We start from the raw sequence: 22,332 nt of genomic DNA, 5'->3' as shown, positions 1-22,332 counted from the left end.
TTTTCCAGAATCAAATTTCAAAACAGATTCTTACTGTTGTCGTTTTAATACTACGATAGTTTATTGAATTGATTCATGAAAGAAATCAGTCGTATTGTTGAGGTTTTTGAACAAATTGACTTCTCCCAACGCAAGGCCGCTCTGGCAACCGTTGTGTGGGTAGAAGGATCATCATATCGTCGTCCCGGTGCTCGTATGCTCATTACGGACGATGGACGTTGGGAAGGGGCCATTAGTGGCGGCTGTCTGGAAGGTGATGCCTTACGGAAAGCCCGGCAGGTTATGCTCGATGGACAACCTATTGTGGTCACGTATGACACAATGGACGACGGAGCCAATAGCTTTGGCGTCGGTTTAGGGTGCAATGGCATTATTGATGTCTTGATTGAACCGATTGATCCCAATAGTCCGCAAAACCCGGTCGCGTTGTTAAAGGAGTTTACACAAAGGCGTGACGTGCGTGCCCTAGCTACGGTATTGAAAAGCAATGACTTCACAGGTCTTATGCCTGGAAATCGGTTTGTTCTTACCCAGCAAACAGCCGAATCAATCCCCGGTTGGCTGCACGATGACATGTACGACGTATTCAGTACAGGCAAGCCATTGACCCGAACCTATTCTATTTTGTCAGGAAGTGCCGAGGTGTTCATTGAGCGAATCGACCCTGGTATTGAACTGGTTATATTCGGCGCTGGCTACGATGTTGTTCCGGTAGCTAAACTGGCCCGTGACCTCGGCTGGCAGGTAACAGTTACCGACGATTGCGTGGCTCACCTGTCTCCGAAACGATTTCCGGTGGCTACCTGCGTGTTGTATGCCGACCGGCAGGCCGTTACCGATCAGCTAACAATTACCAACAGAACAGCCGCAGTGTTGATGTCGCACAACTTCAATTACGACCGGGCTGTATTGCAAAAACTTCTCGCAACCGATGTTCCATACATTGGTATGTTGGGGCCGCGCAAACGGTTCGATAAGATGCAGGCCGAATTTGAGAAAGATGGACTAAATTTCAGCGAAACGGCTCTGAGCAGAGTCCACGCCCCTATTGGGCTGGACTTAGGGGCCGAAACCCCGGATGAAATCGCCCTGTCGATTATGGCCGAAATCAAAGCGTTTTTCACAAAAGGAGCCGGTGGATTTTTGAAAGACAAACCCGGTCCTATTCACGAACGGCTCTCTGGAAATTCCTCTGAGCATCGTCGGCAAGCAGACGAGATCGGCCTAGACACGGCCAGTTTGGGCGCGGTATAAGCATGAACATCGCAACGATCATTTTAGCCGCTGGCGGCTCAACCCGATTGGGCGGCAAACCAAAACAATTGCTTAGTCATGACGGAACGACGCTTGTACGGCGGATGGCCAATGCTGCTTTATCGTTACAGACGGGTCCAGTAATTGTTGTGCTGGGGGCAAATCAGGACCTTATTTACACCGAACTCGCTCATTTACCCATTCATACACCCATCAATCCCGATTGGCGCGACGGCATGTCGTCATCCCTGCGGGTTGGCCTGAACAGGTTATCCGACGAGCCAGTCGAAGCGTTTTTGATTGTCTTGACCGATCAGCCTTATGTTACGGCTGAGCTTCTCCAGCAATTAATTACGACACAGGAAAAGAGAGGGTTAGGTATCGTTGCTTGCCGGTATGGTGAGTCCGGCCATCTCGGCGTACCAGCTTTATTCGATATCCGCTATAGATCTGAGTTTATGCGCCTGTCAGGTGATGTGGGTGCTCGTAAACTTATTCAGCAGTATTCGAGCGACTGTGCCGAGATTCCTTTCCCATTGGCCGCCATCGATTTAGATACCTGGCAGGATGTAGAAGCGTGGCAGTCTTCTCTAGACAATAGCCACTAACAGGGTTCTGCTCCGGCACCCGGCTGGTGTATTAGCTTAGCTATCAGACATAAATACTTGCCTACAGCTATCTCCTTACTGACCTCTCCCTCATTTTCGTACCTTTGCCTCCAGAATGGCAAGACTCTTAGCAATCGACTATGGTATGAAACGCACCGGCATTGCCGTTACGGACCCTTTGCAACTCATTGCGTCGGCGCTGGATATGGTACCCTCCCACGAGGTGTTGAAGTATCTGAGAGCCTATGTGGTGCGGGAACAAGTCGAAGCATTTATTGTCGGCCTTCCCAAGGGATTGGATGGTAATGATACCGATAATACTCCTCGTGTCAGAAAGTTCGTGACGCATCTGCAGAACGCTTTACCCGACATTCCGGTTTATTGGCATGACGAACGTTTCACATCCGTTATGGCTCTGCAAGCCATGATTGCCGGTGGAAGTACTAAAAAAGATCGACGGGAGAAGGGCAATATCGACAAAGTCAGTGCGGCCATTATTCTTCAGTCCTATATGGAAAGCAAAAAGAATAATAAGTGAGGATTGACCACGATTCAGACTCATCTACTATTCATTATTAAAGATATGATTTTCCCAATTATTGCCTACGGTGATCCCGTTCTGCGGAAACGGGCTAAAAACATTGAACCCGGTAGCCTCGACGTCAAGACGTTGAGCGTAAATATGTACGAGACGATGTATGCGGCTTCGGGTGTAGGGTTAGCCGCTCCGCAGATCGGCCAAAGTATTCGAATGTTCGTCGTCGATGGTGAACCGCTGAACGAAGATGAAGCGGAAGAAGACATTGACAAAACCCTAATTGGTTTCAAAAAAGTGTTCATCAACCCCGAAATCATCGAAGAAGCGGGTGACGACTGGGGTTTTGAAGAAGGTTGCCTGAGTATTCCAGGGATTCGGGGCGAAGTGTTCCGGCCCGAAATTATCGTAATTCGTTACTTGGATACCGACTGGAATGAGCATGAAGAAGAATATGAAGGCATGGCAGCTCGCATCATTCAGCATGAATATGACCATCTCGACGGTAAATTATTTACGGATTACCTGCCTACTCTCCGCCGGACGCTCATCAAGAAAAAGCTAGCCGACATTACGAAGGGCAAAACGGATGTTGAGTATAAGATGAAATTCCCAAAACTGTAGAAATCAATTCGTCTGCCGGTCTCTACATCTGGTTCCTTATGAATATTACTCTCCTTCAAGCCGATCTTTACTGGCACGATCCGGTAGCTAACCGAGCCATGCTGGAGGAGCGTATCTTTAACTTATCGGAACCGACAGACCTGATTATCCTCCCCGAAATGTTCACAACGGGCTTTACTATGGATGCCCGCGCCGTAGCTGAGCCGATGAACCTGACTACGTTTCGGTGGATAAAGCAAATGGCGGCTCAAACGGGAGCCGTCGTAACAGGTAGTTATGTAACGAAAGAGGATGGCCACTTTTACAATCGGCTCATCTGGATGCAACCCGATGGACAGTTTGATACGTACGACAAACGCCACCTATTTCGGATGGCGGGCGAAGATGCAATTTATACGGCGGGAACAAGTCGAATTGTGAAAGAATGGAAAGGCTGGCGCATTTGCCCGCTTGTCTGCTATGATCTTCGTTTTCCTGTCTGGAGCCGCAATCAACTTGATGAATCATCCGATTTTGCCTACGATTTACTACTCTATGTAGCCAACTGGCCAGCCGCACGGCGCAACGCCTGGAATGTGCTCCTACAAGCCCGCGCCATTGAAAACCTGAGTTACGTAGTCGGTGTGAACCGAGTTGGCGAAGATGGTGACCGAAACGTTGGACCGGGCCACGTGTACTCGGGCGATTCAGCCGTGATTGACTTCAAAGGTGACATCTTGTTCCGGCATTCCGACACAGAAATAGTTCACCAGCAAACGCTTTCGCTGGATGAATTGCAGACATTTCGAACGAAATTTCCGGCTAATCTGGATGCCGATTCGTTTACACTTCTTCGTTAAGGTTGTCAAATAACGTCGATAACTCCCGGAAACTTCCCAACGTGGTAAACGATTTGCCGGTCAATTGTTCCTCGGTCACTTGCTCGTGCGCCCAGGTAATGGCATAGGGTATGTGTATAGCCCGCCCACCAATGTGAACTACTGGCAGAATATCGGATTTTAACGAATTTCCAATCATCAGAAAATCAGCGGGTTGAATATTATATTTCTGTAGAATACGCTGATAGGCCAGTTCATTCTTTTCGCTAACTATTTCCACGTGCTTAAAGTAATGTCCTAAACCCGAACGGGCAATCTTACTCTCCTGATCAAAAAGGTCGCCTTTAGTCAGTACCATGAGGTCAAACTTCTTGGAAAGCGTTTCCAGAACGTCGACAACCCCATCGAGTACGTCAATTGGGAAATCCAGTAGTTGCCTTCCCACATCAATAATCTGCTGAATCTCTACCCCGGTAACAGCACCATTGGTTAGTTCGATGGCCGTTTCGATCATAGCAAGTATAAAACTTTTAGCGCCGTAGCCAAACAATTCGAGGTTCCGAATCTGCGTAGCATAAAACCGTTGCGACAGGGTATCTTCATCGATGTGATGCGCGAGCATTTCGCCTAATTTTTGCTTTACATCAACGTAATTTGGTTCGTTGACCCACAGTGTGTCGTCGGCATCGAAAGCGATTAGTTTCATGGGCGAAGTGATGTTAACGGTTGAAAATTGAACAAAGGTAAGCAGGCAGCCAAAATCTTATTATACTACGCCATTTTGCGATAATTTGATTTGCGTCATATTGCTGAAATACCCAATTTGCCGCCTATTCCTAACGCTATTTTCCTTTTTTATCAATATGGTATTTACTGAGCAAGATCAGGACCAGATTCAGTTGCAGGGCGTTTCGCTCGACCAGATTGACCAGCAGATACAACACTTCGTACAGGGCTTCCCGTATCTGAATGTCATAAAAGCCGCTACCATTGGTGATGGTATCGTTCGCATTACCGAAGACCAGTTACCAGCTTACATTCACCGGTTCGATGTAGCGGCTCACGAACGCGATTTAGTAAAGTTCGTTCCCGCTTCGGGAGCGGCTACCCGGATGTTCAAATCATTGTTTTCTGCACTGGATGGCAAGTCGGATAAATCGACGGACGAAGTATTTGCCCGCCTAACCGAGTTTGCTTTCTACGACGATCTGAAAGCTGCCATGGCAGCTAAAGGCCATGATTTGGATAAAGCCGTTGCCGAAAATGATTGGACGCCATCGCTGCGGGTAACTGTCCTGCAATTTTTGTTGACCGACGAGGGCCTGGAATATGGTAGCCTGCCGAAAGGATTACTGAAGTTTCACCGTTACGCCGACGGCCCACGGACTCCTGTAGAAGAACATTTGGTAGAGGGTGCAGCTTATGCCAACTCCGACGGTTTAGTTAAAATTCACTTTACCGTCTCGCCCGAACACCGCAGCCGTTTTGAGCAACTGATTCAGGAACAGAAAGCCGATTATGAAGCGTGGCTTGGTGTGACGTTCGAAATAAGTTTTTCGGAGCAGAAAAAATCCACCGATACCATTTCGGTAAATGTCGACAATTCGCCGTTTCGTAATGCCGACCGCGACGGCGTGCCGGGGTCATTGTTGTTTCGCCCGGCGGGTCATGGTGCGCTTATCGAAAACCTTAATGACATCGACGCTGACATTGTCTTTATCAAAAACATCGACAATGTAGTGCCTGACGAAATTAAGGAACCTACCGTTACCTACAAAAAAGTATTGGCTGCTGTGTTGATCGATGCCCAACAGCAAATTGCCCGTTTGCAGGGTTTGCTAGAAGGGCAGTCCGGCGAATCGGGTGAGATTAGCGATGGCTATCTTGCCGAAGCCGACGAGCTCCTTCGCCGAACACTCTTCACATTACCACCAGAGGGTTTTGAAACGTTATCGAAAGCAGAAAAACTGGACTACCTGCGCCGGAAATTAGACCGTCCGGTACGAGCATGTGGGATGGTCAAAAATGTTGGCGAACCCGGTGGCGGGCCTTTCTGGGCCAGAAATCAGGATGGTTCCGTATCGTTGCAAGTGGTTGAGTCAGCACAGATTGACTTAAACGACCCAGCGCAAAAGTCCATTTTTGACGAAGCTACACACTTTAATCCCGTCGATTTAGTTTGTGGCCTGAAAGATCATCATGGTCGTAAATACGATCTGCCAGCCTACCGTGACCAGTTAACAGGTTTCATTACTGCTAAGTCGAAAGACGGAAAAGACCTCAAAGCACAGGAATTACCGGGCCTTTGGAACGGGGCCATGGCCGACTGGAACACGATTTTTGTGGAAGTACCGCTCGTTACGTTTAACCCGGTTAAAACCGTAAACGATTTGCTACGGAAAGAGCATCAACCAACAGAAGATTAAAAAAGTTGGCTGTTGCAGTTATATCGTTGTACGGTTTTGGAAACGAAGTCTCCAAAACCGTACAACGATACTATGTTGACAGTCAGCTGGTTGCAACTTCAACCAATTCGGAGGCTTTACTACCAACTGGAATTTCTTTACTTTCGGACGAAGCAAGCTTTTGGAATGTCAGCAACGTTGTGCTTTCGTAAACGCCTAGATTCGCGTCGCGAACGCGCTCCATTATTGGCCTTAGCGCGCAGGTTACCTCGTCATTACAGTCATCGCATTTAACATAAAAATTAAACGATACGCAGGGCGTTGGGGCAATAGGCCCATCAATTACCCGAAGTACCTGTGCCAGATTGACCCGACCCGGATCGACACGCAACAAATAACCACCACCTTTTCCCTTCTGGCTTTGCAGAATTCCGTGATTACGCAGTTCCAGCAGAATAGCTTCTAAAAATTTTTTCGGGATATTTTCCTTCGCCGAAATGTAGGAAATCAATACGGGGCCTTTGCCATACTCTTCAGTCAAAACCTTGAGGGCTTTGATGGCATACTTAGCTTTTTTAGAAATCATCGTTACGGTGCCTAATGGTGGTAGGGTAATAAAGTAGACCGACTAATTAAATAACGATTCGGCCATCAAAAGAATAAAAATCAGCAGGTACTTAATTCTCAGCCAAAAACGTGGCTATTTACGTAAATAAAGCAGAAATGATGATACACTCGACCATACCTTATTGTCTTTAACACAAATTTATTGCCGAACAATCATAAACTTCCTAAAAGTTCATGGATTAAGTTGGGTATTAGATGCGCCATGAATCTGTAAGTAACTAAATGATCCGTCGAAAGTGTAAACTGTTGATTTTTGCATTAGATTGGCAGCTGATTTATAAGTAACCTACGCCTTTTTACTACTTAGCTATTGTATGAATTACGTTTACTTATTTCTTTGGCCTGTGTCTTCATAGGCCACTCTTACAGTAGCTTCCTTACCATTCCAGATGGCACCTCTCAACAGAAATACTGCCGAGTTGAGTACCATTTACGCGTACAGCGCAACTGATGGGATTGCTTTTGTTTCCCGTCTTTATTCGTACACCAACTTATACCGACCTCGCTAAGACGGTATTATACAATAAGAAGAAAGGAACAACCACTCATTTCATAAGTAGTTGTTTAATCTTATTTTAATCTGTTCATCTATTTCATAACATTTGCCGTGTGTTTGATAACATTTGGCTAACAGGGAGCGTCTGAAATTCCGTGAATTTTGCACCGGAAATATCATAGATGCAACAAATGAAATTATTTATCTCTACCCTGTTACTTTTATTATCACTTGTCACTCTTTCGGTCTCTTGGGCACAGGTGACAACCAGCGGTTTGAGTGGCCGTATTACAGACATTAAGAAAGAGGGATTACCTGGTGCAACGGTTCAGGCACTATACACACCAACCGGCACAAAATATGCTACCGTTACGGATACTGAAGGCCGTTTCCGTATCAATAACATGAATGCGGGCGGCCCTTATCAAATTGTAGTTACTTATGTAGGCTATAATACCGAAACCCGGTCTGATGTTCTGCTGCAATTAGGCGAAACCACCAATTTGAATTTTCTGCTAAAAGACGGTAGTGCGCAATTGACCGAAGTTGTTGTAAAAGGTAGTCGAGAGGGCGAACGACAGGGCGCGGGCATTAGTGTCAACAGTGAAGCCATCCGTCGGTTACCAACTATTTCGCGGAGTTTGACCGATATGACTCGCTTATCTCCGCAAGCCAACAACAATAACTCGTTTGCGGGTACAAATTTCCGGTACAATAACGTGACTATTGACGGAGCCATTAACAATGATGCCATAGGTTTTAGCCCATCACTTGGTGGCTCGACCGGCTCAACGGGTCAGCCTGGTTCAAGTACGCGTACAAACCCTGTAAGCTTAGATGCCATTCAGGACATTCAGGTAGCCGTGGCCCCGTTTGACGTACGATTGGGCAATTTCTTAGGTGGTTCTATCAACGCCGTGACACGAAGCGGCACCAACGATGTAACGGGTTCAGTCTATGGATTTGGTCGGAATGCTTCACTAACGGGTTCATGGAATGGCGCATCTGACGCCAAAGAAAAATTACCCAGCACGTTTTACGAGTATCAAACGGGCGTTCGAGTAGGGTTGCCGCTGATTAAAAATAAGCTGTTCTTCTTTACCAACGAGGAAATCACCCGTCGTCAAGATCCGGTTCAGTTTCAGGCAGGCACACCTAGCTCACTTATTAAGGATGCGGCCCTTGCCCAGCAGCTCAGCGATTTTGTTAAAACGAACTATGGTCTCGATGCCGGGTCGTCTGGCAATTATTCGATCTACTCAAAAAGCACCAAATTCTTTAATCGGATAGACTGGAATATCAACGATAAAAATCAGCTGAGTATCCGTAATAACACGGTATTCTCGGAAGCTACTAATTTAGAGCGTGACGCAGCCAACTTCCGTTTCGGCAGCATCGACTTCAAGCAAAGCAATAACCAGAGCAGCACCGTTGCCGAATTAAAGAGTCAATTTGGTGGACGAGCATCGAACAGCTTGATTTTTGGTTATTCGAGCGTTCACGATTTTCGGAATACGCTCTCGAATGTACGGTCGTTTCCACAGGTCGAGATTGGCTATAACGGCGGCACAATTTTCCTGGGTAATGACCGCGAAGCATCAGTATTTAACTTGCGCCAGAAGACGTTTGAGTTGACGGATAACTTTACATTTTACCTTGGCAAAAATACCTTCACGGTCGGTACGCACAACGAGTTTTATAACATCGACTACGGGTTCGTAAACGCGCCAAACGGTCGGATTTCTTACCGCTCGCCCGCTGAATTTCTGGCCAAATTGCCTAACCGCGTACGGGGTTCATACCCTTTCGCTGATGGGACGAATAACCTGGATACTCAATTCAACAATCCATACGCCCACTTCAATGTTAATCTGCTGAGTTTTTATGTGCAGGATGAGATTCAGCTTACAGACCGACTTAAGCTTTCGCCCGGTATTCGCTTCGATTATTCGGGGCTACCGACAAAACCGGCTCTTAGCTCGCAGGTAACGGGATCGGCTGGCGATCCGACTGATATGGGTAAGACGTACAACTTCACACCTCTGAACAAAATCACCAATAACTACCTAAACAACGTTCAAATATCACCCCGTTTAGGGTTTAATTTCGATGTAAAGGGTGATCGAAGTTTGGTCATTCGGGGTGGAACGGGCTTGTTTACCGGTCGGATTCCATTCGCCTGGTTAGGGTATGCTTTCTACAACAATGGTGTGGGTTACGGCGCGTATGACTTTAACAACAATGCTACGGCAACGACCAAACTGGTTGGCGATCCCCTTGTTGCGAATGGCGGATTAGCTATTAATAACAACCCGGCAAATGGTGGAGTAACCCGGACACAGGTTGACTTGATTGACAATAAGTTTAAGATGCCCCAGATGTTCCGGAACAATATCGCCGTTGATTACACAGTGGGCGGTTACAAGTTTACGGTAGAAGGATTATACACGAAGGTGATTCAGGATTTGAAGTTTCAGCAAGTCAACACCAAAGATATTGTCCGGTATTACAGCTACGATACGAAGCAACAACAGCCAATTTATGTAGCGGCTAATGGAAGTGCTGGAGCGCAGCGCATTGACAATAACTTCGCTAATGCGTACATGCTGTCAAATACGAACAAAGGCTACCGCTACAGTTTGACAGCACAAGTACAACGGAACTTCCCGGCTGGTTTTGGTTTTTCAACGGCTTACACTTACGGCAAATCGTTCGATATTACCAACGGCATTCGGAACTCAATGGAATCGAACTGGCAGTTGAACCAGTCGCTGACTCCTAACAACCCGCAATTATCGTATTCGAACTTCGACATTCGGAGCCGGATTGTAGGTACGGTCAATTACCGGAAACTGTGGAATCCGCGCAATGCCACCACCGTTACGCTGTTTTATTCGCTGCAATCTGGTACGCCGTTCTCATGGGGATATGTCAACGCAACCGTCGATGGGTCAGCGCAGGCCAATAGTTTAGCCTATATTCCACGTGACCTGACTGAAGCGCAAAAGTTGTTACCAACTGGAACACAAGCGGCTGATTTTATGAACTTTGTTGAATCAGACTCTTATCTGAAAACACGCAAGGGCGACTTTACCGAACGCAATGCCGGTCGCACACCCTGGAATAATACAATGGATTTGCGTTTCCTGCATGAGTTCAAGTTAAAAGGCCGTCAGTCGATTCAGATTAGTTATGACATTATCAACTTCCTGAATCTGCTGGACAAGAAGTTAGGCTACTACTACTTCTCACCAAATACGTTTAACTCGACAGCGTCTGTCGGTTTAACACGGGCTACGAATCCAACGGTAGGCGACCCAACATTTAGTTGGTCGGCTCCGGCGGCACCGTATTCGATTGATCCCCTGGGCTCTCGCTGGCAGATGCAGTTGGGCGCACGGTACTCGTTCTAACATACATTACTTTCTATCCAAAACAAACCGCCCGGCTATTCAGTCGGGCGGTTTGTTTTGTTCGAGGTTTAAATTGACGTAAAAGAAAAAACCAGAACAATGTTCTGGCTTTTCGGGCGACACCAATATGAGGCTCTAGATGATAGATAGCTTGTTTATGCAAACTAATTTCCGACAAAGTTACTCATCTAGTGTTAGGGGAATGTTATGCCACCATTACGCTTGTATTAGGACTAATCAACTACTCCATTTTGTGCGTCGCGGCTGTCTTTCCAAAACCCATTGACAAACTGGTACTTTATTTGAGTGCCCTTCACTAGCAGGAAAGTTGGAATCTGCTCTAGTTGAAGCGGTTGTCCCGGCAAGCCGCCTTCATGAAGCAAGTGTACAGCTTGCGTTGGAAAGTTATCGTTAGCAGCCTGCCGTACGTTAAACAAGACAATTCCATCGCGTCGAAGAGCGGATAAATTAAGTTTATCAAGATCGGCTGCGCTGTCGAGCGTATCAGCATAAATACGAGCTGGTGTTAAGGTTAAGCCCGTCGCGTCGATTTCCTCTATACCGTACAAGGTTGACAGATCGCCAATATCTTCGACGGTGCTCTTATACTGAAACGTTTTTGCCAATCCAGCCTGGGCCAATCCAGGCCGGGCCAGTCCAGGCTGAATTACGTTGTCATTGACTTCGTCGTGATTAATGCCCACGTCAATCGTTATCGGTCGGCCTTCACGCACGACCGTCGCATTCCGAATCAGGACGTCAAATAAGGCGCGACCGTTTTCGGGAATGGCCTGATAGTCGGCAGTATCTTCCTGTTTATAGACTCCATCGGCAATGGCTTTCAGAGCAGACAGAATCGCCACAAAGTTCAGCCGACGGATCGCCATTTTTTCCGGATCACCTCTGTAGCCGCCCGATTCAATCAAAACCAGCGTTGTTCCCCACTTTTGAATGTTATCTCCGAACGCTCTCGGCTCAAACTCATCGTCGTAGCGAGCCACCTGTCCCGGTATAAACTGCTGCAACACGCGATTCATGCCCACAATGAGCTGCATAGATCGTTGCCGAACATCGTTGACCGTCCGGTCTTCATCATAGGCCGTCGCCAAAAAAGACATAACAGCCTGTTTGCCCGTTTTGCCAACGCTGTATCGTGGGCTCTGGTCATGAAGATTGAAGCCAACTAACGGATGAAGCGTTTGCTGAAGATGTTTAAGTAGCCTTCCTTCCGGTGTTTGCAGACGCAGCGCATCGCGATTCATGTCAATGTCTGTGGCGGTGCGTCGTTGAAATCGTTCGGTCCCATCAGGATTGAGCATCGGCACAAAATAGAGTGTCGTGTTAGCCAGGATTGTCTGTCGCAACTCATCGAAGCCATCATTTTTCGCTTGCAGGAAATTAAAAATGTCGAACAAAGCCATCGTGGCAGTGGCTTCGTCGCCGTGCATCTGGCTCCAGAGCAATACTTTCGTTGGTCCTGTACCGGCTTTGACCTGATAAATAGCCCGTTTTTCCAGTGATTCGCCAACCTGACTAACCGACATCGGTTCGCTTAGCTTATTCAGCAGGGGTATAATATCCGCATGGGTAAATCGTCGATGCGTAAAGATTTTTTCTTTATAGGTGTCATGCGCGTCGTGCAGCCGACGTGCTACATCCTGGGCTTGCGAACTAATTGGCATTGTTAGGAATAGAGATAGAACGAGCGATAGCCTTATCATAGTTTTTGTCCAAGCCACAGGCCACCAATAGAAGCGACTAAACACAAGATCACATTGAGGCCAATATTAAGCAAGGCAGCCCCAATACGACCATTTTGCATCAATATAACCGTATCATAGCTAAAACTTGAAAACGTGCTGAGTCCTCCACAAAAGCCCACACCGATCAGCAAGCGGGTTTCCTCACTCGCCAACCTACTCATTATTAAGCCAGCAACCGCACCCAGCACAAAGCTGGCGACTATGTTAACCACTAAAATGGCCGTTGGAAATGGCGAGCCAGTAAGCGTAGCAGGAATTAACCGACCTGCGCTATAGCGCAGTAAACTCCCCGCACCACCACCGAAAAATACCAGCACATAGGGATTTATCAACAACATTCTCATGGTGGCAAACTTACAAAAAACAACAACGCTGACAGCCGGTCTCAGGGCTTGAATCCCTTATGGGCCACTTTTTTCGCTATCATTGTAAAATAGCCTGCTCTGGCACCTTGCTTCCTCCTGCCCACTATGGCCCAAAATCAACTCAAAAAATTGTTAGGCGTCGGCTTCGGCGTAGCCGTCACCATTGGCGGCACTATTGGTACGGGTATTTTGCGAAAGCCTGGTCCCGTTGCGCAGGACATTGGCAATCCCACCCTCATCATTGCAGTCTGGCTGGCCGTGGGTGCCTATGCACTGGTTGGTTCGCTGTCGGTTATGGAATTGGGAACGATGCTGCCTAAAGCAGGAGCCTGGTATATTTATGCGCGCCGGGCATTTGGCAATTATATCGGTTTCATTATCGGTATTAGTAGCTGGCTCGGCAGTGTGGCCGCTATGGCCTTTGGGGCCGCCGTTATGAGCGAGTACATTGGTTTACTGGTGCCGGTGCTAATTAACTGGCAAAAAGTAGTTGCCATCAGCATTCTGCTGGCATTTGTTGCTTTTCACTGGATTGGCGTTCGGGCGGCAGGCCGGGCGCAGGAGGTTATGAGTGTACTTAAAGCGGTGGGATTATTAGCATTCGTGGTGGCCTGCTTTGTGGTAACGCCCAGTTCATCAGCCGCCCCGATCTCAGTCGGGACAGTTAGGCCGTTGGCCGAGAAAGGCATTTGGCTTGGCATTCTGGCCGCACTACAGTCGGTGTTTTATACCTACGATGGCTGGCACACAGCGGCCTATTTTACGGAAGAGGATGTAAATTCCAGCCGTAATCTGCCCCGTTCTATGATGGGTGGGGTGCTTCTGATCATCGTCATTTATGTACTGGTTAACCTGGCACTGCTTCACGTTCTGCCCATAGAAACCCTGGCAGGGTCTAAATTAGCCGCTGCCGATGCCGTTCAGTTTCTATTCGGGCCGGGCAGTGCGCAGGTCGTAACGTTTTTGCTGATGATTTCAATTATGGGCATTATCAACGCCCAGCTGATGTTCAATCCACGCGTTATCTTCTCGATGGCTCGCGATGGACTGTTTTTTCGCGCCGTTAGTTACGTCAATGCGGGTGGCACACCGGCCCTTGCCGTGTTGCTAACAGCCCTAACGTCAATTGTACTGATCCTAACTAATACCTATAGCAAACTGTCGGATATTGCCACATTCTTCTTCGTGTTGTGTAACGCGTCGGGTTTTGCGGCTCTGATTCGCCTGCGACAAACCGAGCCAGACCTTCCGCGACCAATTCGGGCCTGGGGGTATCCTTTTTCTACCTGGACACTACTTATTGTCTCACTGGCGTTTCTGCTTGGGGTTATTATCGGTGATTTCTCCAGCAGCTTGTACGCCCTTGGCTTCATAGCGGTGAGTTATCCGGTGTATTTACTGATTAAGCGATAGGAAAGCTAGAGAGCTTGGCTTTATTACAATATTACAATCGCTCATGAATTTCCTCTAACAACGCTGCCGTTCGTCGGCGCATTTCGCTGACGGGCTGCGTAAAATTGTTGTGCATGATACTGAAATAGAGAAGCTTATTCCGCTTCGTCAGTACATAACCGCTTAGATTATATACACCGGTCATAGAACCGGATTTGGCAAAAACATAAGACTTCTCATTTGCCATTGGGATCCGCAACGTAGCCGACTGCCCGGTGGCAATTCGCGGCCCGACTGGCAGTAGGCCAAACAATCGCCGTTGTGGCACTTTTGAATAAATCCGGCCAAGTAAATCAATAAAAATGTTGGGCGTAAACAGGTTATACCTTGATAAGCCTGAACCATCAACCCACTTGGCCGGGGTTCGGCCTCCTGAGGTGGCTGAATAATGTAAAACTGAATCTAATAGCCAACGTATTTCTGCTGTTGGATTGAGTTTGCCTGACGTGTGTTCGGCAGATGCCATAAACAGTACTTGTTCGGCAAACTGATTATCGCTCACGTGAAGCATTCGTTTGTAAAGCGAATCGGAGGGAGAGCCCCGCAAAAGTCGGGCGTTCGACTCTACAGGCACGTTAACCACGCCGACTGGTCGATGAAGAGTATCGGAAAGTAGTTGAGCAGCTAAAGTAGCCGACCATCGAAATGGCACATCCTGCCGCGTCGATTTTCCACCACTCGACCGTACAAACTGATTGCTAACTTCCGCACGATGCACTCCGCCCGCAGCCTTGGTCGATACATTTGTACTGTCAACAAATCGGCTTGGGTTTACTGACCCACTGGTAAACCGCACAACGTTGCCGTATATGGGCAGTGAGGCTAGTTCCGGCGAATAATCATCGTTATAATCGTCCCAGGCCCAACCGGACCCAAAGCGCGGACCATCATAATTGGCCGGTGAGAAGAACAACCGCTCCGGACGATTTCGGAGAAAGACCAGCGCAGTTGTATCGGGCAGATCAGGGTGAAGGAGAAGCGGATTACCGGTTCCCCAGAAAATCAGCGAATCGTTCCGAATAACGTAGCGTAATACGGGCAGCGAGTCACGGAGAGCTAGCAATCCCGCATATAAACTGAATAGTTTGGTGTTCGATGCGGGCGTAAAGGACTTATCAGCATTGTATTCAATTAACGCTCGCTGTTGAACAGGATCATACAAGGCGACTCCTGTAAAGTGGTCGTTATAAGCCGACTTCGTGCGCAAATCACGATTAATGCGACGAGCGGGAGAGCAACCAAACACAATCAGTAAAAAAACAAAAGGCAGTACTACTTTCATATTTGCCGGTATAATTTCATGAAGCAGGAAGCGCCATTTACGGTGGCAGAGTTAACAGATTATTGCCAAATCTATCTATAAGAAATACTGCCCGGGCAAGCCATCGTTTTTCTTGAAGATACATTTATCGTTAACCTATTCTCATCATTGTTTTAGGCTATGGTATTCGGGCAACTTGCTTTCTCTTCCGAAATCGGAGTATTAGCGGTTGAAGGGTGTCGCGTTCAATAAATAGCACGACACCTATAAATAACCCAAACAGGGCCGTGTGAACCGGCACCGCAACCCATAAATTGGCAATGGGAAACTGCCAGCATCCCCAAATTAGCAAACCAGCCCCAAGTGTATACCCCACCGCTGATCGAACATCGTAAGGGACTGGATAGTATTTCTCGCCAAGTAGATAGCACATAGCCGTCATGACAAAGCTGGAAATTAGAAAGGCGACGGCACATCCCATATAGCCAATAATGGGAATAAGTACCAGATTCAGCACAATCGTTACGGCCATTCCGACAACTGTAATAAGTGTACCATAATACGTTTTGTCATTCAGCTTAAACCAAAACGAGATGTTGTAATAAACCCCCAAGAGCATGTTTCCCAGCAGAAGCAATGGCACAATATCCAACCCGACACGATACGCTTTCGAACGCAAAAATAGCTGGCCAAGCAGATCGAGATTGATACTAACGCCAACCCAGATCAGAATGCAGACGATCAGAAACCATTTTGTAACAGTCGCCAATAATGTCGGCGCATTTTTGTCTTCGGCCTGTGCGAAAAAAAATGGGTCAGCGGCAAATTTGAACGACTGGATAGCTAAGGCCATAAAGACCGATAACTTCAAACAACTGCCGTAAATACCCAGTACATCTTCGGGCGACAAACCTGGATAAAAACCCGGTGGCAAGAAATGGCGCAGGAATAACCGGTCTGTCAGTAGGTTTAAGACACCCGCCAGATTCGTGAGCATAATGGGGAAAGCATATACCAATAAAGCCCCGATTTGTGGCCCGTTCAACTGAAAACGAAACCCGGCAAATGCTTTTCGGATAATAATAAAATACAGCGCGTTACCAATTAGGTTGGCCAGAAAGATATAACCTGCACCGATCTCTGGCTTATAAATAAGGTCGGCTATCGGCTGTAGAGCCGTCAGATATTTACCTTCATAAACATCTTTGGCCAGAATAATAAAAAAGATATTTAAGGCGACTACGATAAGGATATTCGTCATTCTCGCCCAGACAAACTCACGAGCGCGGTTTTCGACGCGCAGACGGGCGAATGGAATCGCCACAATCGCGTCAATAGCCACCAGCAACGCCGACCATTGCACAAAACGCTCCTGACCCGGATAGTTTAGCCATTGGGTTATTTGGGTGGCAAAACTAAAGAGTAAAATCGTTGACAGAAGGCTTATACTAATAACTATGCTGAGTGACTGACTAAAAATTCGGTTCTTTTCGGCAACAGGCTGGTCTTTCGAGCGGGACATGAACCGAAAAAAAGCGGTTTCCAGCCCCAGTGTGTAAAGCACCAGAAAAACGCCAATCCAGCTATAAAATTCAATGTTCGAGGCCATTGCAGCTGGCTTGTCAAAGGCGTAAGTCTGGATTGGCAGGAGAGCATAATTGAGCAGCCGCGCCAGAATGGTACTGATACCATACAGCGCCGTGTCGCTGGCTAATTTTTTGAACGTACTCATTTTTTACAGAATGTCTGGCCTGGATTGGCCCAGCTAAAGCCGGACTTCGTGCTCCGGGCTGACAAAGTTAAGACCTTTGGTTATCTTTGCGCTTCCAGTTGAACCAGTTACGTGACTGTTTCGCATTACTTGGCAACAAAATTATTAACAGCCCTAAAGCTGTTCTAACCGACCTCATGTCTCTCAAAATCTCCTCCGCGCTGATTTCCGTTTTTTATAAAGACGGTCTCGAACCTTTAGTACGGCTCTTGAACGAACAGAACGTCAAATTATATTCTACCGGCGGCACTCAGGCGTTCATCGAACAACTCGGCATTCCGGTTACGGCTGTTGAAGACCTCACCGGCTATCCATCCATTTTCGGCGGACGAGTCAAAACACTGCATCCAGCCGTAATGGGCGGCATTCTGTACCGACGGGACGTAGCTGAAGATCTCGCTCAGGCCCAGCGGCACCAGATTCCACCCATTGATTTGGTGATTGTAGACCTTTATCCATTTGAGGAAACGGTAGCGTCGGACGCATCGGATGAGGACATTATTGAAAAAATTGACATCGGTGGTATTTCGCTGATTCGGGCGGCTGCTAAAAATTATAATGATGTACTGATTGTTTCCTCGCGAACTCAGTACACGGCTGTGGTCGATTTGCTGACCCAGCAAAAAGGATCAACTGAGTTGAGTGACCGCCGACAGTATGCCGGAGAAGCGTTTGCCGTAACATCGCACTACGACACGGCAATTCAGGCTTATTTTGCCGGGACTAGTCAACAATTGGAACCTGCGGGACCTATTTACGACTTTAAAAGTCTGTCAGCCAACCACCTTCGGTACGGCGAGAATCCGCACCAGCAAGCGACTTTCTACGGCGATTTGGATGCTATGTTCGATAAATTACATGGCAAAGAACTGTCCTACAACAACTTAGTAGATGTTGACGCCTGCGTAAACTTGATTGATGAATTCGCAAGTACGGACGAGAAAGCGTTTGCCATCATCAAACATACCAACGCTTGTGGCATTGCCATAGCCCCAACCGCAAAGGAAGCTTACGTAAATGCACTGGCTTGCGATCCAGTTTCAGCTTTTGGGGGCGTGGTGGTAACAAACGCACCGGTAGACCTGGAAACAGCCGAAGAATTGAACAAGCTGTTTATGGAAATCCTGATTGCGCCCGATTATATGCCGGAAGCTTTGAGCCTGTTAAAATCGAAAAAGAATCGGATTCTTCTCAAACGCAATGCCGTAGCGTTACCAACCGTCATGTTTAAAACGATTTTAAACGGGGTGCTGGAGCAGGATAAAGACAATCAGACCGAAACAGCCAGTCAGTTCAAAACCGTTACAGAAAAAGCTCCTACCGATAGCGAAGTACGGGCGCTGGAGTTCGCCCTCAAAGTTTGCAAACACACGAAATCAAACACCATCGTATTAGCAAAAGAAGGTGGTACGGCATACCGGCAGCTTTTAGCCAGTGGCGTGGGGCAAACTTCCCGCGTCGATTCGCTGCGGCAGGCCATTGAGAAAGCTCATGCTTTCGGATTCGATCTGAATGGGGCAGTAATGGCCTCGGATGCGTTTTTCCCATTTCCGGACTGCGTCGAAATTGCCGGTCAGGCGGGTATTACGGCAGTTATTCAACCCGGCGGGTCTATTCGCGATCAGGATTCAATCAACTATTGCAATCAGCACAATCTGGCAATGGTCACAACGGGCATCCGACATTTTAAACATTGATTAAGGTTTTTTGACAGGATTACAGGATTGACAAGATTAATTTTTACCATACCTAATCTTGTCAATCCTGTAATCCTATCAAAACAAACCCAGAGACCATGAAGCTACTTTACACGATCTGGTGCGTTGTTTGTCTCGTGGTATTATACCTGGTGTTGTTCCCAATCCAGTTTGTGTTTTTGCAACGTGACGCGTGGAAACCCCTGGCCCACAAAATCAATGCTATCTGGGGAAAGCTATTCTTCATAGGCGTGGGCATTCCGGTTCGGGTTGAGCGTCGATTTCGACCCGATCCCAACAAGGCATATGTCTTTTGTGCCAATCACTTTTCCTATTTAGACATTGCGGTTATGGGCGTACTAGTGAATAACTATTTCGCTTTCGTCGGCAAAAGTGATGTTAAGACCATTCCGTTACTGGGGTATATGTTCGCTAAACTGCATGTGCAAGTTGATCGTGATCAGCCAAACAGCCGAGCGTATTCGCTGGCTAAATCGATTAGAACACTAGCGTCGGGCAGGAGCATTATGATATTTCCGGAAGGTGGAATCCGGGCTGTTGAGATGCCCCAGATGACGCCTTTTAAAGATGGAGCCTTCACGATGGCGATTCAGCAACAGGTCCCAATCGTACCGATTACCCTGCTGACTAATTACCGAATTTTGCCCGATAAAAGTCCCGTTCGATTCCACTGGCATCCACTACGGGCTGTTATTCACCCGCCTATTGAAACGGTAGGTATGACCCAGGAGAGCGTAGAGCACTTAAAACAGGAAACGTATCAAATTATTGATGCCGAATTAAAAAAAATCAGCTTCCCCGCTGCGCTACAGGTATGAAAGTAGATCAAGACACCCTGCATAAGATGGCTCATCTGGCCCGGCTGGAGGTTAAACCCGAAGAAGAAGCCGACTTACTAACCAGTTTGAACAGCGTACTCGACTGGATGGAGCAGCTTAACGAAGTTGATACAACGGGCGTTGAACCCCTGACGCACATTTCGAACGAGATCAACGTTTTACGTGACGATGTAGTTGGCAATCACATTTCCCGCGAGCAGGCTCTCATGAACGCTCCCCAACATGACGAGCAGTTTTTTGAAGTACCCAAAGTGATGGAATAAAGTATTTTCTGCTTTCCGAATTACTCCGTTGGGCCGACTATTTTTAAGCCAATGATACCAATGGTGATGAGCAGGATAAAAAATAATTCAGGCCATGACCAGCTTATTTTCAACCAGATGATATCGGCGGCCTTGAGAAATACCAGCGTTAGAGCCATCCAGACGGCAAAGGCTGTCGTAGTTGATATTGTGCGCATGGCGATAGCCAGCAATAGGGTATTGACAATCCCAAAGAAAACGTAAGCAATCCACGGAAGCAAAGCCGGTAAACCTCCATCAGTTCGGTAGAATGTAGCCCAGCGCAACGCTTTCAGGTCAGCCAGTCGCATGTACTTGAGCGAGTACATCCAGGCCATTTCACAGGCGGCTGCGCCAATTAGATACAGCCAGGACAGCGTGGTTTGCTTGATCATGGAAACTACCCAACAAAGGTATAGGTACAAAGGAAACGATTATTCGCAACTCCATGCAACTTGCCAATTGAGGATATGATTAAGAAATTGTTGCCATCTCGCTTTATGTCAACGACTACGCCAAAATCGGCTTCACTACTTTCCCGGCTACATCGGTTAGTCGAAACGGGCGACCCTGAAACTGATAGGTCAATTTAGTATGGTCAAAGCCGAGTAAATGTAAAATGGTGGCCTGTAGATCATGAATATGCACTTTATCTTTCACACCGTAATAGCCTATATCATCGGTTTCGCCGTAAGAAAACCCTTGTTTAACGCCACCACCGGCCATCCAAACAGTAAACGCTTCGAGGTGATGGTCACGCCCCATGAACGGTAACACCTGCCCATCCCGATTTTCCTGCATGGGCGTCCGGCCAAATTCACCGCCCCAGACAACCAGCGTATCGTCCAACAAACCACGCTGTTTCAGGTCATTCAATAAAGCGGCAACGGCTTGGTCTGACTCCACACATTTCTTTTTCAGACCAATGTCAATGGCGGTATCGGCACCTGTACCGTGCGAATCCCACCCCCAATCGAACAATTGCACGAACCGAACTCCCCGCTCAACCAACCGCCGAGCTAGCAAACAGTTCCGCGAAAAGGAGCCTTTATTCGGGTCGACACCGTAGCTGTCAAGAATATACTGTGGTTCGCTCTTGATGTCCATCGCATCGGGAACAGACATCTGCATCCGAAACGCCAGTTCATATTGGGCAATGCGGGTCAGAATTTCGGGGTCTTTAACTTCGTCGTATTGCTGCTGGTTGATCTGGCTAATCGCGTCAATCGTTTGCTTGCGAACATCGCGGCTGATACCAGCGGGGTCTGACGCATAAAGTACCGGGTCGCCATCCGTTCGGCACTGAACACCCTGATACAGCGTTGGCAAAAAGCCGCTTCCCCAAATTGACTTGCCTGCGTCGGGCTGTTTTCCACCCGACGCCAAAACGATGTAGCCCGGCAGGTTGTCATTTTCGGTCCCCAGTCCATATGTCACCCACGACCCCATACTTGGCCGACCCAGCCGCGCGCTGCCCGTATGCATGAGCAACTGCGCAGGCGCATGATTGAACTGGTCCGTATGCATTGCTTTCAGGAATGTAATATCATCTACAACGCCCTGTAAATGGGGCAAATAGTCTGACACCCAAGCCCCAGATTGGCCATGTTGCGCGAATTTACCCTGCGGGCCAAGCATTTTTGGTACACCCCGAATGAAGGCGAATTTTTTACCTTCGAGCAATTCCTGCGGGCAGTCTTTACCGTTATATTTCGCCAGTTCGGGTTTATAATCGAACAGTTCCAACTGGCTCGGCGACCCAGCCATGTGAATATAAATGATGCGTTTAGCCTTGGGCAGATACTGCGACGGATGTGAAGCAGTAGTCGGTCCGTTACTATGCGGATCGGATTGTATTCCTCCCTCAACGGCGTTGGTTTGCGAAGAATCGTTCCCTAGAAATCCGCAGCTTCCCAACACAGAACTAAGTGCCATTGCACCTAAACCCGTTGAGCAGGTATGGAGAAAATGACGCCGGGTTTCGCGCTCGGCTGCTGCCTGCTGGAGTTCTTTGATTAATTTATCCATTTAGTAAACGTAGAGAAAATAGATAGTTTGCAGAGGAAAGGGATTTCAGTATCAGCGAATCTCTATTTTCTCTG

19 protein-coding genes are annotated in these 22,332 nt (G+C 47.6%); 11 read left to right on the top strand and 8 right to left on the bottom strand.

Going from position 1 to position 22,332, the window contains the following annotated elements:
- Nucleotides 1-75: 75 nt before the first annotated feature.
- From ACFS25_RS00910 to ACFS25_RS00890, 5 genes are all read left to right on the top strand, one after another.
- Nucleotides 76-1,254: an XdhC family protein gene (locus ACFS25_RS00910; RefSeq protein WP_381496520.1), complete on the top strand. Its 1,179-nt coding sequence runs from the start codon at nucleotides 76-78 to the stop codon at nucleotides 1,252-1,254.
- Between the two features lie 2 nt (nucleotides 1,255-1,256).
- A complete protein-coding gene (locus tag ACFS25_RS00905) occupies nucleotides 1,257-1,862 on the top strand; it encodes a nucleotidyltransferase family protein (protein ID WP_381496519.1) in 606 nt (201 codons plus the stop codon).
- Between the two features lie 115 nt (nucleotides 1,863-1,977).
- Nucleotides 1,978-2,400, top strand: a complete 423-nt coding sequence (gene ruvX / locus ACFS25_RS00900; RefSeq protein WP_381496518.1) for a Holliday junction resolvase RuvX — start codon at nucleotides 1,978-1,980, stop codon at nucleotides 2,398-2,400.
- A gap of 45 nt (nucleotides 2,401-2,445) precedes the next feature.
- Nucleotides 2,446-3,021, top strand: a complete 576-nt coding sequence (gene def, locus ACFS25_RS00895) for a peptide deformylase (RefSeq protein ID WP_381496517.1) — start codon at nucleotides 2,446-2,448, stop codon at nucleotides 3,019-3,021.
- Nucleotides 3,022-3,059: 38 nt separating this feature from the next.
- Nucleotides 3,060-3,860: an amidohydrolase gene (locus ACFS25_RS00890; RefSeq protein ID WP_381496516.1), complete on the top strand. Its 801-nt coding sequence runs from the start codon at nucleotides 3,060-3,062 to the stop codon at nucleotides 3,858-3,860.
- On the opposite strand, the gene ACFS25_RS00885 is transcribed toward ACFS25_RS00890, so the two are convergent.
- A complete protein-coding gene (locus tag ACFS25_RS00885; protein WP_381496515.1) occupies nucleotides 3,844-4,545 on the bottom strand; it encodes an HAD family hydrolase in 702 nt (233 codons plus the stop codon). The two genes, ACFS25_RS00890 and ACFS25_RS00885, sit on opposite strands and share 17 nt — an antisense overlap.
- A 157-nt stretch (nucleotides 4,546-4,702) precedes the next feature.
- On the opposite strand from ACFS25_RS00885, the gene ACFS25_RS00880 reads away from it, so the two are divergent.
- A complete protein-coding gene (locus ACFS25_RS00880; RefSeq protein WP_381496514.1) occupies nucleotides 4,703-6,265 on the top strand; it encodes a DUF4301 family protein in 1,563 nt (520 codons plus the stop codon).
- Between the two features lie 82 nt (nucleotides 6,266-6,347).
- Here the strand turns inward: ACFS25_RS00880 and ACFS25_RS00875 are convergent, their stop codons facing one another.
- Complete coding sequence (locus ACFS25_RS00875) at nucleotides 6,348-6,830, bottom strand: RrF2 family transcriptional regulator (protein WP_381496513.1); 483 nt, start codon at nucleotides 6,828-6,830, stop codon at nucleotides 6,348-6,350.
- 728 nt (nucleotides 6,831-7,558) lie between these two features.
- Here ACFS25_RS00875 and ACFS25_RS00870 point away from each other — a divergent pair.
- A complete protein-coding gene (locus tag ACFS25_RS00870; RefSeq protein ID WP_381496512.1) occupies nucleotides 7,559-10,780 on the top strand; it encodes a TonB-dependent receptor in 3,222 nt (1,073 codons plus the stop codon).
- Between the two features lie 233 nt (nucleotides 10,781-11,013).
- On the opposite strand, the gene ACFS25_RS00865 is transcribed toward ACFS25_RS00870, so the two are convergent.
- Together ACFS25_RS00865 and crcB are read right to left on the bottom strand one after the other, a co-directional pair.
- Entirely contained in the window at nucleotides 11,014-12,462 is a 1,449-nt protein-coding gene (locus ACFS25_RS00865) for a M14 family zinc carboxypeptidase (protein WP_381496511.1), read from the bottom strand.
- Nucleotides 12,463-12,497: 35 nt separating this feature from the next.
- Nucleotides 12,498-12,887, bottom strand: coding sequence for a fluoride efflux transporter CrcB (gene crcB / locus ACFS25_RS00860; RefSeq protein ID WP_381496510.1), 390 nt, complete (start codon nucleotides 12,885-12,887; stop codon nucleotides 12,498-12,500).
- A gap of 126 nt (nucleotides 12,888-13,013) precedes the next feature.
- On the opposite strand from crcB, the gene ACFS25_RS00855 reads away from it, so the two are divergent.
- Nucleotides 13,014-14,321 (top strand): APC family permease, encoded by a 1,308-nt coding sequence (locus ACFS25_RS00855; RefSeq protein WP_381496509.1) that lies wholly within the window; start codon nucleotides 13,014-13,016, stop codon nucleotides 14,319-14,321.
- Between the two features lie 31 nt (nucleotides 14,322-14,352).
- On the opposite strand, the gene ACFS25_RS00850 is transcribed toward ACFS25_RS00855, so the two are convergent.
- Complete coding sequence (locus ACFS25_RS00850) at nucleotides 14,353-15,642, bottom strand: D-alanyl-D-alanine carboxypeptidase (RefSeq protein WP_381496508.1); 1,290 nt, start codon at nucleotides 15,640-15,642, stop codon at nucleotides 14,353-14,355.
- A gap of 157 nt (nucleotides 15,643-15,799) precedes the next feature.
- A complete protein-coding gene (locus tag ACFS25_RS00845) occupies nucleotides 15,800-17,353 on the bottom strand; it encodes a polysaccharide biosynthesis C-terminal domain-containing protein (RefSeq protein WP_381496507.1) in 1,554 nt (517 codons plus the stop codon).
- Nucleotides 17,354-17,529: 176 nt separating this feature from the next.
- Here ACFS25_RS00845 and purH point away from each other — a divergent pair, with 176 nt between their 5' ends.
- The 3 genes from purH (at nucleotide 17,530) to gatC (ending at nucleotide 20,212) form a co-directional block, all read left to right on the top strand.
- Complete coding sequence (purH, locus tag ACFS25_RS00840) at nucleotides 17,530-19,089, top strand: bifunctional phosphoribosylaminoimidazolecarboxamide formyltransferase/IMP cyclohydrolase (RefSeq protein ID WP_381496506.1); 1,560 nt, start codon at nucleotides 17,530-17,532, stop codon at nucleotides 19,087-19,089.
- Between the two features lie 98 nt (nucleotides 19,090-19,187).
- Nucleotides 19,188-19,928, top strand: a complete 741-nt coding sequence (locus tag ACFS25_RS00835; protein WP_381496505.1) for a lysophospholipid acyltransferase family protein — start codon at nucleotides 19,188-19,190, stop codon at nucleotides 19,926-19,928.
- Nucleotides 19,925-20,212, top strand: coding sequence for an Asp-tRNA(Asn)/Glu-tRNA(Gln) amidotransferase subunit GatC (gene gatC / locus ACFS25_RS00830; RefSeq protein ID WP_381496504.1), 288 nt, complete (start codon nucleotides 19,925-19,927; stop codon nucleotides 20,210-20,212). Before ACFS25_RS00835 ends, gatC begins: the two co-directional genes overlap by 4 nt.
- 20 nt (nucleotides 20,213-20,232) lie before the next feature.
- Here gatC and ACFS25_RS00825 read toward each other — a convergent pair whose 3' ends face one another.
- Together ACFS25_RS00825 and ACFS25_RS00820 are read right to left on the bottom strand one after the other, a co-directional pair.
- Entirely contained in the window at nucleotides 20,233-20,625 is a 393-nt protein-coding gene (locus ACFS25_RS00825) for a DMT family transporter (protein ID WP_381496503.1), read from the bottom strand.
- Nucleotides 20,626-20,740: 115 nt separating this feature from the next.
- On the bottom strand, nucleotides 20,741-22,258 hold the full coding sequence (locus ACFS25_RS00820) for a DUF1501 domain-containing protein (RefSeq protein WP_381496502.1): 1,518 nt from the start codon (nucleotides 22,256-22,258) through the stop codon (nucleotides 20,741-20,743).
- Nucleotides 22,259-22,332 lie beyond the last annotated feature (74 nt).

The sequence above is a fragment of the Spirosoma flavum genome, assembly GCF_042686045.1.
Lineage (GTDB): Bacteria > Bacteroidota > Bacteroidia > Cytophagales > Spirosomataceae > Spirosoma > Spirosoma flavum.
Note: the sequence above shows the minus strand (reverse complement) of the source record. Positions and strands in the feature narration are given on the sequence as shown.

Bases quoted from the DNA above. Each gene is read 5' to 3' on its own strand.
- ACFS25_RS00910 (WP_381496520.1), top strand. From the start codon at position 76: ATGAAAGAAATCAGTCGTATTGTTGAGGTTTTTGAACAAATTGACTTC.
- ACFS25_RS00905 (WP_381496519.1), top strand. From the start codon at position 1,257: ATGAACATCGCAACGATCATTTTAGCCGCTGGCGGCTCAACCCGATTG.
- ruvX (WP_381496518.1), top strand. From the start codon at position 1,978: ATGGCAAGACTCTTAGCAATCGACTATGGTATGAAACGCACCGGCATT.
- def (WP_381496517.1), top strand. From the start codon at position 2,446: ATGATTTTCCCAATTATTGCCTACGGTGATCCCGTTCTGCGGAAACGG.
- ACFS25_RS00890 (WP_381496516.1), top strand. From the start codon at position 3,060: ATGAATATTACTCTCCTTCAAGCCGATCTTTACTGGCACGATCCGGTA.
- ACFS25_RS00885 (WP_381496515.1), bottom strand. From the start codon at position 4,545: ATGAAACTAATCGCTTTCGATGCCGACGACACACTGTGGGTCAACGAA.
- ACFS25_RS00880 (WP_381496514.1), top strand. From the start codon at position 4,703: ATGGTATTTACTGAGCAAGATCAGGACCAGATTCAGTTGCAGGGCGTT.
- ACFS25_RS00875 (WP_381496513.1), bottom strand. From the start codon at position 6,830: ATGATTTCTAAAAAAGCTAAGTATGCCATCAAAGCCCTCAAGGTTTTG.
- ACFS25_RS00870 (WP_381496512.1), top strand. From the start codon at position 7,559: ATGAAATTATTTATCTCTACCCTGTTACTTTTATTATCACTTGTCACT.
- ACFS25_RS00865 (WP_381496511.1), bottom strand. From the start codon at position 12,462: ATGCCAATTAGTTCGCAAGCCCAGGATGTAGCACGTCGGCTGCACGAC.
- crcB (WP_381496510.1), bottom strand. From the start codon at position 12,887: ATGAGAATGTTGTTGATAAATCCCTATGTGCTGGTATTTTTCGGTGGT.
- ACFS25_RS00855 (WP_381496509.1), top strand. From the start codon at position 13,014: ATGGCCCAAAATCAACTCAAAAAATTGTTAGGCGTCGGCTTCGGCGTA.
- ACFS25_RS00850 (WP_381496508.1), bottom strand. From the start codon at position 15,642: ATGAAAGTAGTACTGCCTTTTGTTTTTTTACTGATTGTGTTTGGTTGC.
- ACFS25_RS00845 (WP_381496507.1), bottom strand. From the start codon at position 17,353: ATGAGTACGTTCAAAAAATTAGCCAGCGACACGGCGCTGTATGGTATC.
- purH (WP_381496506.1), top strand. From the start codon at position 17,530: ATGTCTCTCAAAATCTCCTCCGCGCTGATTTCCGTTTTTTATAAAGAC.
- ACFS25_RS00835 (WP_381496505.1), top strand. From the start codon at position 19,188: ATGAAGCTACTTTACACGATCTGGTGCGTTGTTTGTCTCGTGGTATTA.
- gatC (WP_381496504.1), top strand. From the start codon at position 19,925: ATGAAAGTAGATCAAGACACCCTGCATAAGATGGCTCATCTGGCCCGG.
- ACFS25_RS00825 (WP_381496503.1), bottom strand. From the start codon at position 20,625: ATGATCAAGCAAACCACGCTGTCCTGGCTGTATCTAATTGGCGCAGCC.
- ACFS25_RS00820 (WP_381496502.1), bottom strand. From the start codon at position 22,258: ATGGATAAATTAATCAAAGAACTCCAGCAGGCAGCAGCCGAGCGCGAA.